This window comes from Terrabacter sp. Soil811, assembly GCF_001429655.1.
GTDB lineage: Bacteria > Actinomycetota > Actinomycetes > Actinomycetales > Dermatophilaceae > Terrabacter.
On the sequence record NZ_LMSX01000007.1, the window covers coordinates 509,260 to 523,800 of the forward strand.

General features: G+C 72.6%; 17 protein-coding genes. 5 read left to right on the forward strand and 12 right to left on the reverse strand.

The annotated features are described in order from the left end of the window. Positions 1-41 precede the first annotated feature (41 nt). The 10 genes from ASH01_RS09210 to ASH01_RS09250 all read right to left on the reverse strand — a co-directional run bounded on the left by ASH01_RS09210 (position 42) and on the right by ASH01_RS09250 (position 8,717). On the reverse strand, positions 42-1,793 hold the full coding sequence (locus ASH01_RS09210) for a phage baseplate assembly protein V (RefSeq protein WP_056774543.1): 1,752 nt from the start codon (positions 1,791-1,793) through the stop codon (positions 42-44). Next, positions 1,790-2,464: a CIS tube protein gene (locus tag ASH01_RS09215; protein WP_056774546.1), complete on the reverse strand. Its 675-nt coding sequence runs from the start codon at positions 2,462-2,464 to the stop codon at positions 1,790-1,792. The genes ASH01_RS09210 and ASH01_RS09215 overlap by 4 nt, the downstream gene beginning before the upstream one ends. After that, entirely contained in the window at positions 2,461-2,628 is a 168-nt protein-coding gene (locus tag ASH01_RS22935; protein WP_156415510.1) for a DUF5908 family protein, read from the reverse strand. Before ASH01_RS22935 ends, ASH01_RS09215 begins: the two co-directional genes overlap by 4 nt. Beyond that, positions 2,629-3,090 (reverse strand): phage tail protein, encoded by a 462-nt coding sequence (locus ASH01_RS09220; RefSeq protein ID WP_056755764.1) that lies wholly within the window; start codon positions 3,088-3,090, stop codon positions 2,629-2,631. A gap of 3 nt (positions 3,091-3,093) precedes the next feature. Beyond that, positions 3,094-3,531 (reverse strand): phage tail protein, encoded by a 438-nt coding sequence (locus tag ASH01_RS09225; protein ID WP_056774549.1) that lies wholly within the window; start codon positions 3,529-3,531, stop codon positions 3,094-3,096. Positions 3,532-3,604: 73 nt separating this feature from the next. Beyond that, complete coding sequence (locus ASH01_RS09230; protein ID WP_056774552.1) at positions 3,605-6,220, reverse strand: phage tail sheath subtilisin-like domain-containing protein; 2,616 nt, start codon at positions 6,218-6,220, stop codon at positions 3,605-3,607. Between the two features lie 117 nt (positions 6,221-6,337). Next, complete coding sequence (locus ASH01_RS09235; RefSeq protein ID WP_056774556.1) at positions 6,338-6,949, reverse strand: hypothetical protein; 612 nt, start codon at positions 6,947-6,949, stop codon at positions 6,338-6,340. After that, positions 6,946-7,488, reverse strand: coding sequence for a Pvc16 family protein (locus ASH01_RS09240; protein WP_056774559.1), 543 nt, complete (start codon positions 7,486-7,488; stop codon positions 6,946-6,948). Before ASH01_RS09240 ends, ASH01_RS09235 begins: the two co-directional genes overlap by 4 nt. Beyond that, on the reverse strand, positions 7,485-7,691 hold the full coding sequence (locus ASH01_RS23215; RefSeq protein ID WP_235509583.1) for a hypothetical protein: 207 nt from the start codon (positions 7,689-7,691) through the stop codon (positions 7,485-7,487). Before ASH01_RS23215 ends, ASH01_RS09240 begins: the two co-directional genes overlap by 4 nt. A 219-nt stretch (positions 7,692-7,910) precedes the next feature. Continuing rightward, entirely contained in the window at positions 7,911-8,717 is an 807-nt protein-coding gene (locus ASH01_RS09250; RefSeq protein ID WP_056774564.1) for an AfsR/SARP family transcriptional regulator, read from the reverse strand. A 267-nt stretch (positions 8,718-8,984) separates the two neighbouring features. Between ASH01_RS09250 and ASH01_RS09255 the strand changes: the two genes are divergently transcribed. The 5 genes from ASH01_RS09255 to ASH01_RS09275 all read left to right on the forward strand — a co-directional run bounded on the left by ASH01_RS09255 (position 8,985) and on the right by ASH01_RS09275 (position 12,897). Continuing rightward, positions 8,985-9,392 carry an MmcQ/YjbR family DNA-binding protein gene (locus ASH01_RS09255; protein WP_056774567.1) on the forward strand — a complete coding sequence of 136 codons (408 nt, stop codon included), beginning with the start codon at positions 8,985-8,987 and terminating at the stop codon, positions 9,390-9,392. A 53-nt stretch (positions 9,393-9,445) separates the two neighbouring features. Continuing rightward, positions 9,446-9,727 (forward strand): metal-sensitive transcriptional regulator, encoded by a 282-nt coding sequence (locus ASH01_RS09260; protein ID WP_020143728.1) that lies wholly within the window; start codon positions 9,446-9,448, stop codon positions 9,725-9,727. 34 nt (positions 9,728-9,761) lie between these two features. Then, positions 9,762-9,983, forward strand: a complete 222-nt coding sequence (locus tag ASH01_RS09265; protein ID WP_020143727.1) for a heavy-metal-associated domain-containing protein — start codon at positions 9,762-9,764, stop codon at positions 9,981-9,983. Next, positions 9,980-12,454 (forward strand): heavy metal translocating P-type ATPase, encoded by a 2,475-nt coding sequence (locus ASH01_RS09270; RefSeq protein ID WP_056774569.1) that lies wholly within the window; start codon positions 9,980-9,982, stop codon positions 12,452-12,454. Before ASH01_RS09265 ends, ASH01_RS09270 begins: the two co-directional genes overlap by 4 nt. A gap of 104 nt (positions 12,455-12,558) precedes the next feature. Beyond that, positions 12,559-12,897: a VOC family protein gene (locus tag ASH01_RS09275; protein WP_056774572.1), complete on the forward strand. Its 339-nt coding sequence runs from the start codon at positions 12,559-12,561 to the stop codon at positions 12,895-12,897. 66 nt (positions 12,898-12,963) lie between these two features. Here ASH01_RS09275 and ASH01_RS09280 read toward each other — a convergent pair whose 3' ends face one another. After that, a complete protein-coding gene (locus ASH01_RS09280; protein WP_056774574.1) occupies positions 12,964-13,656 on the reverse strand; it encodes a hypothetical protein in 693 nt (230 codons plus the stop codon). A 122-nt stretch (positions 13,657-13,778) separates the two neighbouring features. Then, on the reverse strand, positions 13,779-14,414 hold the full coding sequence (locus ASH01_RS09285; protein WP_020143723.1) for a VOC family protein: 636 nt from the start codon (positions 14,412-14,414) through the stop codon (positions 13,779-13,781). Between the last annotated feature and the right edge of the window lie 127 nt (positions 14,415-14,541).

Sequence of the window (14,541 nt, forward strand, 5' to 3'; positions counted from 1 at the left end):
GTCGCTGGTGTGACGGTGATGTGACGGTGATGAGTGCTCGTCTAGTTGATGGTCACGAGGGACCCCTTGAGCCCCAGGGATCCCGAGGCCTTGACGTCGAGGGTCGCCGAGCTCTCGATGCTCGACGGGCCCGACGCCTTGGCCGCGAGCTTGAGCGAGTCGAGCGAGATGGTCCCGGACGACGACGAGAGGGTGATGTCGCCCTGCGCCGCGGTCAGCTCGATGCCGTCGGCCGACAGCCGGATCGCGTTGCCGCTGTCCTTGTGGGTGATGACGACCTCGGAGTCCTTGTCGGACAGCACGATCGAGTGCCCCTTGCCGGTCTTGACGGTGACCGCGCTCGCGTCCCCGTCCTCGAGGCGGACGGTGTGCTGGTCCGGCGAGACGAGGGCCCGCACGGCGTTCGTGTCCGGGTCGACGCTGAAGGGTGGCTGCTGGCTGCCGTTGTAGAGCGAGCCGAGGACGACGGGGTGTGCGGGGTCGCCGCCGACGAAGCCGACGAGCACCTCCTGTCCCACCGCCGGCACGATGACCGCTCCGTAGCCGTCGCCCGCGTCTACGTTCGAGAGACGGGCCCAGACGCCGTCGCCGCCGTCGCTGCGCCACGGCAGGCGCACCTTGACGCGGTTGAGGGAGGCCGGGTCGTCGAGCGCCTCGACGACGCCGAGCCCGAGGGCCGGTCCGAGGTCGCCCGACCGGGCCGACCCGACGTCGCCCCCCGCGCGGGGAACGAGCCGTGGCGGCGAGCCCACCTGGAACTCGGTGACGTAGCCCTGGGCCGAGAGCCGGTGGCGTGCAGCCGTGACGTAGTGCGGTCCGGACATCCGTCGTCCGACGCCGGCGATGGAGAGCCAGCCGTCGCAGCGCAGCCCTGGCTCGCCCTGCACGACGCCGGTTCCGTGGATGTGCCCGAGCGCGGAGCGTCGTTGGGCGGCAACGGCTCTCGCATCGGCCTCGTCGGCGGCCCCGATCGCGTCGGACTCCACGCGCTCGGCGCGCAGCGGCCAGCCGGCGTCGCCGACGGCGGCCGAGTGCGTCTGCCGGTCACCGACGTCGAGGTCGGCCGCGCTCGCGCTCTGCTCGCTCTCGGTCGCCTCGGCGGCGTCGACGTCCCAGCCGACCCCGACCGCGGTGTCGATGGCCAGGGTCAGGTCCTCGGTGAGGTGCAGCTCGACGAGCGACCGGGTCCAGTCGAGCTCGAGCGGGTCCTGCGCGGCCGACGGCGGCCGCAGCACGAGCTTCGTGCCCCGGACGAAGACGACCCAGCCGAGCTCGCCGGCCCGGCGGGTCAGGGCGTCCCAGTCGCTGACCCGGTCACTGGCCCAGAAGGGGTGCGTGACGCCGTCCGCCGCATCGGTCTCGAGCGAGTAGTCGGCGGCGACGGCGGAGGCGATGTCGGCATCGGTGACGTCGGCGAGCTGGCGCGACCGCGGCGGGTGGTCCATGAGGACGGACCGCGACCGGCCCTCGACCCGTAGGACCGGCGGGCTGCCGCTCGGGAAGTGCGTCGTCAGCGAGGCGATGACGCCGTCGAAGACCTCGGTGAGGTCCGAGTGGTAGCCGAGGGAGACCGCGATGCCCGCTCCGGGGGTGAACGGCCCGTCGTCGCTGTGCCGCACAGCGCGCTGGTCGGCGTCCCAGTTCTGGACGAGGAGCGTGAGCCGTCCGTGCCGGCCGACCTCCTCGTGCACCTCGAGCTCGACGACGTCGGCCGCGACGATCGGCTCGAGCGCCGTCCCGCCGACCCGGACCTCGAAGGCCGGTCGATCGCGCTGGGTCGTCGGCGCGGTCATCGGGTCGTCCCCAGAGGCGGGAGCAGGAGCAGCTGTCCGGTGGTGAGGCCGCGCGGGTTCGCCAACCGGTTGGCCGCCGCGAGCGGGCGCCAGAAGGCCGGGTCGCCGTAGACCCGGGCCGCGATGGCGTCGAGGGCGTCGCCGTCCTTGACGAGCCACGTCTGGTAGAGGTCGGGCGAGGCCGGCCGGTCCTCGGCAGCGACCTCCTGCGGTGACAGTGCCTCCTTGAGCGAGAGCTTGACCGTCGCGCGCAGCGGTTCACCCGCCCGGTCGAAGAGCTTGTACGTCACGTCGGCCTGGGTGAGGATCCCCCGGAAGCTGAACCGCCCCCAGTAGCAGTGCACGTAGTAGGGCTGGTGCGTGTCGCCCTGGAACTTCGTCAGCGCGAGGAGCGCGTCGAGCAGCTCACCGATGCCCCCGGCCTCGCCGACCACCCCGGTGCCGTCGAGCAGCAGGTCGATCTGCACCTGGTCGGGCTCGCCGCCGCTGAAGGACTGCTGCGGCGCGGACGTGCCCGCCGACTGCGACGCCTGGTAGAGGTTCTTGCGCGAGAAGGACAGCTCGGTCGGGTTGAGCAGCGCCTGCCAGCGCAGCCCGGTGGGCTGCTCGAACGTGAGGTCGGCGTACGCGTCGATGGTCAGCTTCGTCAGCTGGGTGGCGGTGAGGTTCATCGGTCCCACTCCCGCCGCAGCACCTCGAGGACGCGCTCGACGGCGCGGCGCACGAGGGCCTCCATGGCCGCGTCGTCGAGCGACGCATCGGGGGCGGGCCCGGCGGCATCCGTCCTCGGCGCGACGACGACCTCGGTGACGATCTCCCCGATGACGACGGGCACTCAGACCACCTTCTTGAGGACGAGCCCGTGGTGGGCGATCTCGACGGCCTCGACGGCGACGGCCGAGCTCTGGGCATCGAGGTCGGGGCCGGTGAGCTTGACCGGCCACCCGCGCGTGAAGGCCCACACGCGGACCGGGGCGAGGGCGCCCTCGACGGTGCTCATGAGCACGACGGTCCCGTCCCGCGGGGTGACGACGCCCGTGACGTGGAACTCGTAGAACCAGTCCCACAGCTCCTGGAGCGGGCCGGCGCCCTGGTTGAGGACGAGGTTGGGGAAGGACGCCCGCGTCGGGAAGCGATGGGCGAAGCGGTTCTCGCCGCCCTCCTGGTACTCCTCGACGGCGACCTCACCCGCGAGCCCGGTGCACTTGCTGAAGCTGACGGACGCGAGCCCGTCGATGGCCAGCACGAAGTGCGCCGTCGTGAACGGCACGAGCGCGGGTGAGGCGAGCGGGAGCATCGGCTACTTCGCCTCGATCTCGATGCCCTCGCAGGCGAACTCGACCGACTCGATGGCGACGTCGGTGCCGGTCGACTTGAGGCCGGGGCCCTCGATCTTGACCGGCCAGGCCTCCTTGATCTTCCACGTCATGACCGGTTCGCGCTCCTCGTTGAGGAGGCTCACCGTGACGTCGCGCCGCTCGACGGCGCCGATGGTGATGGAGTTGTACCACTCGAAGAGACCGTTGCCGGCCTCCGTCGGGGCGATGCCGCGCTTGAGCGTCACGTTGGAGAACTTGCGCAGCCCGGGCTGCTTGCGCGTCGAGAACTGCGGGTCGGCGCCGCCGCGGTACTCGACGACCTCGGCCTCCATCGTCAGCCCGCTCACCTCCGAGAAGCTCGAGGTCTGCTGTCGGTCGCCCCAGCTGACGGTGAAGTGCAGGGTGGTCATGGGATACATGTCAGGCTCCTTGGCTCACAAGAGGATTCAGGCGGCGTACGCGTGTCGGCTGATCGCGGCTGGTCACGGCGGGTCACTCGGACAGCCGCTTGTGGCTGAAGCGGAAGATGACGAACTCAGCGGGCTTGGCCGGCGCGATCGCGACCTCGGTGATGATGAGCCCGAGGTCGATGTCCGTCTCGGTCATCGTCTCGCCGAGGCCGACGCGCACTCGGTAGGCCTGCTCGGGCTTCGTGCCCGCCAGCGCGCCCGCCCGCCACTGCTGGTCGAGGAAGTTCTCGACCGAGACCTTGACGCGGATCCACGTCTGGGCGGTGTTGGGCTCGAAGACGACCCACTGGGTGGCGCGGTCGACGGACGTCTCGACCATGTTGAAGAGTCGTCGGACGTTGACGTAGCGCCACGTCGTGTCGTCGGTCGCGTTGCGGGCACCCCAGAGTCGGGTGCCCCGGCCCGGGAAGGCCCGGATGAGGTTGACCCCGCCGGGGTTGAGCAGGTCCTGGCGACGCTGCGTGTAGGCCTGCGAGAGCCCGACGATGCCGGTGACCGTCTCGTTGCCGGGCGCCTTGTGCACGCCACGCAGCCGGTCGGTGCGGGCGAAGACGCCGGCGACGAAGCCCGACGGCGGCACGGTCGTGAAGCGGTCGATCGAGTCGGGATCGATCGTGACGATCTGCAGGTGCGGCGCGTAGAGGGCGGCATACGTGCTCGACAGCGTCGTGTTGCGCCACGACAGCAGGTCGGTGTCGTCGAGGTCGGGTGCGTCGACGATGGCGAAGCGCCGGAAGTTCTCGCAGTGCGTCACGACCTGGCCGACGAGGTCGGCCTGCAGGAGCGGGTCGTCGAGCGTCAGCGCGTCCGGGCAGATGACCATGGCCGGCTCAGCGACCTCCTCGAGCCGGGTCAGCCCGGCGCGGAAGTCGTCGTTGGTCGGCGCCTTGTCGGCGCCGATCCGATCGACGGCCGTGTAGAACGGTGCCGCCGCGAGCGACACCGCCGGGGCGCCACCGGCGCGTGCGGTCACGGTGACGAGGGACGAGGTGCCGTTGACGACGTCGTCCTTGGCGAAGTACGCCGGGTGGTCGGGACTGAGGGACAGGCCGCCGAACGTCTCGGCGAGGGCACCGCCGACGGAGACCGCCAGGGTGAACCGCGCGGCCACGACGGACGCCGACTCGACGGCATACAGCGGGAAACGCGCCTGGGCGGCGTTGGAGACGGCCGTGCTCGCCGCGAACCGGAGCACGTACGTGTCACCCCCGGCCGCGTCGACCCCCGTGATCGGGGCGTAGGCCGTCCCGAGACCGAGCACGTCGCCGACCCTGGGCGCCACGGCGCAGCGGACGGCGATGCCGTCGTCGGCGTCGGCCTGGAGGGTGAACGTCGCGTCGGTGTAGGTGTCGGTCGCGACGGGAGCGGGTGCGAGCGTGAACCCTCCGGCCGTGCGCGTCGCGACGACGGCGGGCGTGGGACCCGCACCCGTGTAGGTCACCTTGGCGCCCGCCGGGAGGAAGCCGTACGCGTTGCCGACGTCGGCCGCGGACAGCCCGGTGATCCCGAGGCCCGAGTCCGCGAGCAGCACCGCGGTGACCGCCGCGTTGACGGTGACCGGGCCGCTCGGGGCGGCGGTGGCGCCGACGACGACGAAGCGGTTCGTCTGCCAGGAGGCGGTGCGGCCGTCACCGGTCGTGAGGCGTGCGGCCGCGTGCTCGACGCCGCTCGCCGTCAGCTCGGACGCGATCGGTGCCGTCAGCGGGCGGTCGAACGCGAGGGCCGACGCCGAGACGTTGAGCGACGGCGGCGACCCGGCCGGGGTGCCGGCGATCGTCGCGGTGGCCCGGTAGTCGGTGCGCCGCTGGACGAACGCCGCGCCGGGGACCGCCCCGAGGGACGCGTCGAGGGTCAGCGTGACCCCGCTGCCGGCGGTCGTGACGTCGGTGACCACCGCGCTCGTGCGCGTGCCGTTCGGGGCGACGGCGACGACGACGTCCCCCTTCTTGAAGCCCTTGCCGGAGGGGAGGAAGACCGAGGTGGCCGCCGCGGCGGCCGCGCTCGCGACGACCGAGCCGGCCGGGAGGGTGACGGCGGCGCTCGCGCTGCCGACGGTGATCGACGTCGTCGTCAGGGCCGTGACGATCGCGGTGGGCGGTGCCGCGACCGACCCGCTCGTCGGCGCAGCCACGAGGGCGACGGTGTCGCCGGGCTTGAGCCCCGCGGTCGAGGCGACGGCGATCGTGCCGGCCCCACCGCTCGCGATGGCGCCCGTCGCCGACGTCGTCGTCGCGCGGTAGAAGGACCCCGACGCGGCGGACTCGTCGGCGGAGACGGCGACCGACAGGTCGTTGCCCCACGTGCCCGGCGAGCTCGCCTCGATGTCGAAGCTCTCCGTGCCCGCGACGTCGAAGACGGTCCACGAGGCGCCGGTCGACGGGTCGACCCGGACGATCCAGGCGGCCGGACCGCCGTTCTCGAAGTAGCCGAAGACCGACTCCCCCGTGAAGCCCCGCGACGTCGCTGCCCCGAAGGTCCGCACGAAGTCGGCCCAGCCGGTGACGCGCGTCGGCTCCTTGACGGGACCCCGACGCGTCGTGCCGAGCACGGCGACGACGCTCGTGGGGGCGGCTGCGATCGGTTGCGGCCCCGAGGGGACCTCCTCGACGTAGACGCCGGGTGAAAGGTAGGTCGTCACGGTGCCCTCCTCGGCTCGTGCTCTGTCGTGCGGTTCAGGTGGGGGTGCGGTGCGGATGGATTCGGTCGTGGTGCGGTTCGGGTGGTGCGGTTCTCCTGGTGGGTGGGGCCCGGTCCGTCAGGTCGTGTCGACGAGGTGGGCCGTGGTGGTCGACGTCGCGACGTCGACGGCGAGGGTGCGCAGCGGCTGGCCGCCGACGAGCAGGTCGAGCGGGGTGAAGGCGGCCGTCCACTCGACGGGCGCGGAGCGGTAGGTGCCCGGGTCGACCTCGGGGAGAGCGACGCTCGGCTTCGGGTCGGGACCCGAGGTCGCGCGCGCCGTGACGGTGACACCGGTGCGTGGCGCTCCGGTCGACGGGGTCGTGAGGATGACGGTGAGGGTCGAGGGGACGGGGTGGACGACGACCTCGACCTCGGGTCCGGTGAGGTCGACGACGAACGTCCGCGGGGGTCGACCCGCGAGCTGCGGCACGACGAGGACGTCGGCGAGCGCCCCGTCCGTCAGGGTGACGACGACCCTCGGCGGCACGGCGGGCACCGGAGCGTCGGCGCGGACGGCGACGACGAGGACGTCCGGGAGCACGCGGAGGGTCCAGCCTGCCGGGGCCGGCTCGAGGTGGGCGTCGAGGCCGCGCAGCCGCGCCCCGGTCGAGGCGTGGACGAGGCGCACGGTGTGGCGCAGCGTCGTCGTGACCGTTGCGAGGTGCGGGGCCGCCGGCTGGACGCTCACGTCGCCCCCACCCAGTCGATGCGGTGCTCGCGCACCCGGCCGCGGCCCTCGCGCTCGAGGACCGGCACCGGAGCGACGTCGACCTCGTAGAAGAGGGCGAGCCGCCCGGCCCGACCCAGCGACCCCCACACCTGGTTGCGCTCGTCGGCGTTCGGCGCGAGCAGCCGGACGGCGATGCTCTCGACCTCGTCCGACAGCGGCGGCGTCAGGTCCGGCGGACGCACGATCGGCGTCGTGTGGAAGGCCTGGACGATGCGACCGAGCCGGGTCTGCGCCTCGTCGTGGTCGCCGACGTAGGTGACGAGGTAGGTCAGCTGGAGCGACAGGGGCGCGCGGACGAGCCCGGTGAGGCCGTCGACGAGGGGTCGGTTGCGCAGGTGGGGGTGCTCGGCGACCGCGATGAGCGCGAGGATGCCCTTCGTGTCCGGCAGGGCCGTCTTGTCGCCCTGCGAGAGCGAGTGGAGCACGACCCACGCACCGAGGTCGGGGGTGGCCCGGTGGATGACGTCGCGCAGCGCCTCGCTGACCTCGCGGATCACGGTCGCTCCCAACGCCTCGGGGCCACGCCGTCGTCGTCGAGGCGTGCCTCGACGATCTGCTCGATCTCGGCGAACGATCCCACGTAGGTCTCCTCGTCCGTGGCCATGTCGCGCACCCGGGCCCTGATGACGGCCGGGAGCGAGTCGACGTCGCGGGGCTCGGCCCACACGTCGATGAGGAATCGCCGCCTCCACGCTCGCATCACCAGGCCGTGACCCTTCTGCTCAGGCACGAGCGTCCCGGCCCCCGATCACCGACCGCTCACGAGACCCCCGCCCCCCGATCACCACCCGCTCACCGCCTGCTCACCACCGACCGCCGCCGACCCCCACCGTCGAGAGGCCGAGTCCTGCCCACCCGGCCACGTCGAGAGGTCACCCGTGCTGCTCCCCGGCGACACGGCATACGCCCTCGGTGCCCGTCAGGGCATGCGGTGCAGGCGGTCGAGCGCGCGGTCGACGATCTCGGCGAGGCGCACGACCTCGCGCCGGGCCCGTTCGAGCTCGGCGACGAGCGCGGCCACCGAGGCGGCCTGGCCGGCGTCGCCCCGGGTGATCCGGGCGTAGAGCGCGACCGTCTCGGGCATCGGGTCGGCGCCGAGCTCGGCGAGCAGGGTCAGGCGGCACTGCTCGAACTGGCGCTCGACGAGGTCGTGCCGGCCGGACGCCGCGTAGGCGCCCATGAGGTGGCGGTGGATGTCCTCGCGCAACGGCTCGATGGCGAGCGCGAGCGTCCCGTAGCGGTCGACGGCGGCGACGTCACCGCGGGACCCGTGGTGCTGGACGAGGTAGTCGAGGCCGGTGAGGTAGAGGGTCTCGATGCGGTGGCGCGCGCCGAGCACCCACTCGTCGTCGCAGACCTCGACGAGCCGGCCCCGGTGCAGCGCGACGGCGTCCTCGAGCCGACGGACGTCGTCGTCGGTGAGGTCGACGACGCTGCGGCGCAGGACGGGAGCCAGCAGGTCCTCGAAGCGCACGGCGTCGACGGTCATCGGCACGGCCGGGCTCAGCGCCACGGACCGACCGCCGGAGCGGCCGACGAGCTCGACGCCCGTGCTCGCGCGCACCTCGGACTGCAGCCGCCAGACGGCGGTGTTGAGCCGGCGGCGGGCCGAGTCCTCGGGGCAGTCGGAGAAGAGCTGGGCAGCGGCGACCGCGCGCTGGCGCCCCTCCCGCGGTGCGAGCGCGAGATAGGCGACGAGCACCGCGGTACCCGGCGACAGCGCCACGGGATCGTCTCCCGAGACGAGCGTCGGAGCACCGAGAAGATTGAGTCTGAGCCCCGAGACGGCCACGCTAACCCCCACACATCGAGGTGGGCTGCTCACCCCAGAAAATACGCCCGAACCGCGACTTTCGTGACCGGTTTGGCCGGATCCGCCGCACCGTCCGCCGCACCGTCCGCCAGCGTGCCCGCCGGGGTGCCCGACGTCCGCTTCGCCCGTGGCCGCGTGGCCCCTTCAGGTATGCCGTCCGGCGGGCTAACGTGCGAGGGCATGGCCCGCTCGCGCCCCGCCCGGCTCAGCGACATCGACGAGGCAGCCGCCGCGCTGCCCGAGGTGACGCGCGACCCGCCTTCCGGCGGACGGCCGAGCTTCCAGGTCAGGGGCAAGACGTTCGCCTTCGCTCGCGGCCCGCGCAAGGACGCGTTCGACCCGGAGACGGGCGAGCCCTACGACGACGTGCTCGCCTTCTCGTGCACGGCCGAGGACAAGGAGTCCATGGTCTCGGACCCCGACTCGCCGTGGTTCACGACGCCGCACTGGAACGGCTACAACGCCGTGCTCCTGCTCGAGCGGGACCTCGGCAGGCTCACCGCGGAGGAGATCCGCGAGGTCGTCACCGACGCCTGGCTGGCCAAGGCGCCGAAGCGGCTGGCGAAGGAGGTGCTCGGCGGTTCGTGACGGGAGGGGAATACCCCAGAGGGGTATCCTGTTGACCACGACGAGGAGGTGCCATGGCTGGATACACCGGCAGCAAGGACGACTACCTGAAGCGGCTGCGCCGCATCGAGGGCCAGGTGCGTGGCGTGCAGAAGATGGTCGACACCGACACCTACTGCATCGACATCCTGACCCAGGTCAGCGCCATCACCAAGGCGCTGCAGGCGGTGAGCCTCGGCCTGCTCGAGGACCACGTCGCCCACTGCGTCGTCGACGCCGCCCGCGAGTCCGACGAGGCCGCCGCCGAGAAGGTGCGCGAGGCCTCGGAGGCCATCGCCCGACTCGTGCGCAGCTGAGCACCCCACCGACCACCGCCCGAGGAGGCACCCGATGAGCACCACCACCCAGACCGAGATCACCGTGACCGGCATGACGTGCGGTCACTGCACCGCCGCCGTGAGCGGCGAGCTGTCGGCCCTGCCCGGCGTCGTCGCGGTCGCGGTCGACCTGCACCCCGGCGAGGACTCCCCCGTCACCATCACGAGCGAGGCCCCCCTCGACCCGTCCGCCGTCGCGGACGCCGTCGCGGAGGCCGGTTACAGCCTCCGATGACCGAGGGCCAGGCGCCGGTGACCACGGCCGAGCGGACCCCCGACGAGGTCCGCCTCGCCATCACCGGCATGACCTGCGCCTCCTGCTCGGCCCGCATCGAGCGCAAGCTGTCCAAGGTCGCCGGCGTCGAGTCCGCGACCGTCAACCTCGCCACCGAGAAGGCGCTCGTCTCGTTCACCGCTCCCGTCACGGTCGAGCAGATCGTCGCCGAGGTGAAGAAGACCGGCTACGGCGCCACCGTCATCGACGGCTCGCGCCCTGCGCCGCCGGCCCCCACTGCCCCGAGCACGTATGCCGTGTCGCCCGAGAGTGCCCCGGCCGGCTCAGCGGGTGGTGAGGTCGCGAGGCCCGCCGCCGGTGCGCTGCTCGACAAGCTGCGGGCCCAGGAGCTGGCCCGCCAGAAGGTCCGCGTCGCCGCTGCGGCCACGCAGGTCGACGCCCGTCCCGCGACGACTCCGCCCCCCGCGGCACGCGAGGGCCACGCAGGTCACGACGGTGAGGCGGGTCACGACGGTCAGGCCGGTCACGGCGGCTCCGGCGAGAACCACCTCGACCACACGCCCGCGCAGGCCGTCCTCAAGCCCCGGCTCGTCGTCGCCATCGCGCTGACGATCCCCGTCCTGCTGCTCGCCATGGTGCTCCCGACCTTCGGGGCGAGCCCCTGGCTCGAGCTGCTCCTCGCGACGCCCGTCGTCTTCTGGTGCGCCTGGCCGTTCCACCGCGCCGCCGCGGTCAACGCCCGCCACCTCGCCTCGACGATGGACACCCTCGTGTCGCTCGGCGTGCTCGCGGCGTGGGGCTACTCCGTCGTCGAGCTGCTCCAGGGCGGCATGCACCTCTACTTCGAGGTCGCCTCGGTCGTCACGACGTTCCTGCTCGTCGGCCGCTTCCTCGAGGCGCGCGCCAAGGACTCCGGCAAGGACGCCCTCCGCTCGCTGCTCGACCTCGGCGCCAAGGACGTCTCCGTCCTGCGCATCGACCCGCAGTCGCGGATCACGAGCGAGCTGCGCATCCCCGTCGACCAGCTCGTCGTCGGCGACCAGTTCGTCGTCCGGCCCGGTGAGAAGGTCGCGACCGACGGCACCGTGCGCGACGGCTCGAGCGCCGTCGACGCGAGCCTCGTCACCGGCGAGTCGACCCCCGTCGACGTCTCCCCCGGCGACGACGTCACCGGCGGCTCGATCAACACGACCGGACGCATCGTCGTCGAGGCGCGCAAGGTCGGCGCCGACACGATGCTCGCCGGCATCCAGCGTCTCGTCGAGACCGCCCAGACCGGCAAGGCCGACGTCCAGCGCCTCGCCGACCGCGTCTCCGCGATCTTCGTGCCCGTCGTCCTCGTCATCGCGGTCGTGACGTTCGCCGCCTGGCTCCTGACAGGCCACGACCTCGGCACGTCGCTCGCCGTCGCCGTGACCGTGCTCATCATCGCCTGCCCCTGCGCCCTCGGTCTGGCCACGCCGACCGCCCTGCTCGTCGGCACCGGTCGCGGTGCCCAGCTCGGCACCCTCATCAAGGGCCCGCAGGTGCTCGAGGACACGCGCCGGGTCGACACCGTCGTGCTCGACAAGACGGGCACCGTGACGACCGGCGAGCTGCGGCTGCGGAGCATCGCCGTGCGCGGCAAGCTGTCCAAGAAGGCGGCGCTCACCGCGGCCGCCGCCGTCGAGCAGGGCAGCGAGCACCCCATCGCGCAGGCCGTCGTCGACGGCGCCCGACTGGCCAAGCTCGACCTGCCGCGCATCCGCGACTTCCAGTCGAACCCCGGCGAGGGAGCCACCGCGCGGATCAAGGACACCGAGGTCACCGTCGGCAAGGCCGTCCTCTTCGAGAGCGTCGACCCCGAGCTCGTCGCGCACGCCCGCAGCCACGCCGGCACGACGGTCTACGTCGGCTGGGACGGCGTCGCCCAGGCGGCTCTCACCGTCGAGGACACGGTGCGCGACTCGTCCAAGGCCGCCATCGCGCGGCTCCGGGCGCTCGGCCTGACGCCCTACCTGCTGACCGGTGACAGCGCCTCCAACGCGCGCAGCGTCGCCGAGCAGGTCGGCATCGACGCCTCCAACGTGCGCGCCGACGTGCTGCCGGCGCAGAAGCACGCCGTCGTCACCGAGCTGCAGCAGTCCGGCCGGGTCGTCGCCATGGTCGGCGACGGCGTCAACGACGCCGCAGCCCTCGCCCAGGCCGACCTCGGTCTCGCGATGGGCTCGGGCACCGACGTCGCGATGGACTCGGCCGACATCGTCCTCGTGCGCACCGACCTCGACGCCGTCGGCGACGCGATCGGGCTGTCCCGCGAGACCCTGCGCATCATCAAGCAGAACCTCGCCTGGGCCTTCGGCTACAACACCGCCGCGATCCCGCTCGCCGCGTTCGGGCTGCTCAACCCGATGATCGCCGGCGCGACGATGGCCCTCTCGTCCGTGCTCGTCGTCAGCAACTCCCTGCGCCTCAAGCGCTGGCACCGCTGACCGCTGCTGGTCCCGCGCCCCGGTTTGACGTATCCCGACCGCGAGTCCTGCGGCGCGGATACCTCAAAGGGGTGGTGGCGACCGGGGGCGGCTAGGTTCGGTGCATGGTGGCCTTCGTGAAGTCGGTGACGTTCGACTGCGCCGAGCCGTTGCGGCTCGCGACCTTCTGGGCCGCGGCCCTCGGCTCGAACGTCGACGAGGACAGCACGGACGAGCGGGCCTGGGTCGAGCCCGCGGGCTGGGGCGGCCCGACCCTGTGGTTCCAGCCCGTCCCGGAGGCCAAGACGGCGAAGAACCGGCAGCACTTCGACCTGCGCACCATGGACACGGTCGAGGCCGAGGTCGAGCGCCTCGTCGCCCTGGGCGCAACGGTGACCGGCGGCGACGGCGACCTGGTGGTCATGGCCGACCCTGAAGGCAACGAGTTCTGTGTCGAGTCCTGAGCGACACCGCGAGCACGCACCTGTCGGTTGAGGTGAGCCCGCGCTGGATGCTGCGGCGCGGACACCTCAACCGGGTGGCGGGGCACCCTCGGGTGAGGAACCCAGCGCCGCGCGCGGCGGCGTCCCCGAGTCACCGGCCGTGAGCTGCGGCGCACCGGAGCCGGTCAGGTACGCGTGGACGTTCGCGGCCACCTCGCGCAGCGGGCGCGGCGGCAGGTAGGCCGACGCCCCGGCGTCGAGCAGCCGGCTCACGGGCCCCGGTGCGCTGACGCCGAGCTCGTCGTCCTCGATCTCGGTGACGATGATCCGGGCCTGCGGGAACATCCCGCGCAGCGACCCGAGCAGCTGTGGGCTCACCGGATGCGTCAGCACGACATCGGCGCTGGTCGGGGCCCTGAGCAGGTCGAGCACGACGTAGCCGTCGCCGAGCTCGTCGGAGAGACGCTGGCGAGCGGCCTTCGACAGCTTCGTCGCCGTCGCCACGACCATGACGCCCTCGGGCACGCGCTCCGGACCACGACCCTCGTCGTCCTCGCGGCCGGCCCGCTCCGGCTCCGGTCCGCCCACGAGGGTGCCCACCAGCACGCTCGGGCGGTGCACGAGCACGCCGATCTCGCGTCCGTCGCGGCGGAGCGACACCTCGTGCCCGGCGACCATCGCCTCCACCGCCGCGCGCACCTCGCGGGGCAACGTCTCCAGGTCGAGGGAAGGCACGGCCCCTCGACGGTCGCGTCCCGGCACCGGCAGCTCCAGCGGCATTCAGGCACCGTAACCGAACCGCGCGCGACCGGCCGCCCCGCGACACGGCATACGCCCTCGGGACGACGAACGGCGGCCACCCCTCGGGGTGACCGCCGTTCGCGTGCGAGTTGGTGACTCGGTCAGATGGTGACCTTGCCGGCCGGGGTGTCGAAGGTGACCGACAGCAGACCCGGCGTGCCGTGCGGGGCGACGAAGGTGAAGTCGATGCCGCCCTTGTCGAAGGTGTCCTCCGGGCCGAGCCACTCGCGCACGCGCTTGGGGTCACCGGCGATCTGGAGGTTGTCGATGGAGACCGACGTGTCGGCGCCCGCGGAGGGGTGCACCGTCATGTCGTCCCACTCGATGAAGTAGGGGACCTGGGGGTCCGCCATGAGGCCCTTGATGCCGAGCTGGCGCCACTTGAGCTCGGTGCCGTCGGGGCGGTGCCGGTTGCCCGGGACCGACTCGCGGCCGAGGCGCTGCTCGACCACGGCGATGTCGTCGACGGCGACGACCCAGCCGAGCCAGCCACCACCGGCCTCGGAGGCGGCACGGACGGCCTGCCCGAAGGGCGCCTTGTCGGAGGCCGGGTGGTCCAGCACCTCGACGACCTCGAGGTAGTGGTCCTTGGCCAGGGGGAAGATCACGTTGCGCGTGCCGAACCGGGGATGCACCCCTCCGTCGACCGGCGCGACGCCGATGAGCTCGGACAGTCGGGCGGCTGTGGCCTTGAGGCCACCGGCCTCCGCTGCATAGGAGACGTGGTCAACTCGCATACAGAACATCGTGACACACGCCAAGGGGTGCTCTTGACCACCCCTCCCTGTCTCTTGCGGGGCTCGTCACACGCGTCACATGAATGAAACCTGGGCGTCATCTCGTATGCCGTCCCGCGGGCTCCCA

Bases quoted from the DNA above. Each gene is read 5' to 3' on its own strand.
- ASH01_RS09210 (WP_056774543.1), bottom strand. From the start codon at position 1,793: ATGACCGCGCCGACGACCCAGCGCGATCGACCGGCCTTCGAGGTCCGG.
- ASH01_RS09215 (WP_056774546.1), bottom strand. From the start codon at position 2,464: ATGAACCTCACCGCCACCCAGCTGACGAAGCTGACCATCGACGCGTAC.
- ASH01_RS09220 (WP_056755764.1), bottom strand. From the start codon at position 3,090: ATGCTCCCGCTCGCCTCACCCGCGCTCGTGCCGTTCACGACGGCGCAC.
- ASH01_RS09225 (WP_056774549.1), bottom strand. From the start codon at position 3,531: ATGTATCCCATGACCACCCTGCACTTCACCGTCAGCTGGGGCGACCGA.
- ASH01_RS23215 (WP_235509583.1), bottom strand. From the start codon at position 7,691: ATGCGAGCGTGGAGGCGGCGATTCCTCATCGACGTGTGGGCCGAGCCC.
- ASH01_RS09255 (WP_056774567.1), top strand. From the start codon at position 8,985: ATGGCCCGCTCGCGCCCCGCCCGGCTCAGCGACATCGACGAGGCAGCC.
- ASH01_RS09260 (WP_020143728.1), top strand. From the start codon at position 9,446: ATGGCTGGATACACCGGCAGCAAGGACGACTACCTGAAGCGGCTGCGC.
- ASH01_RS09265 (WP_020143727.1), top strand. From the start codon at position 9,762: ATGAGCACCACCACCCAGACCGAGATCACCGTGACCGGCATGACGTGC.
- ASH01_RS09270 (WP_056774569.1), top strand. From the start codon at position 9,980: ATGACCGAGGGCCAGGCGCCGGTGACCACGGCCGAGCGGACCCCCGAC.
- ASH01_RS09275 (WP_056774572.1), top strand. From the start codon at position 12,559: ATGGTGGCCTTCGTGAAGTCGGTGACGTTCGACTGCGCCGAGCCGTTG.
- ASH01_RS09280 (WP_056774574.1), bottom strand. From the start codon at position 13,656: ATGCCGCTGGAGCTGCCGGTGCCGGGACGCGACCGTCGAGGGGCCGTG.
- ASH01_RS09285 (WP_020143723.1), bottom strand. From the start codon at position 14,414: ATGCGAGTTGACCACGTCTCCTATGCAGCGGAGGCCGGTGGCCTCAAG.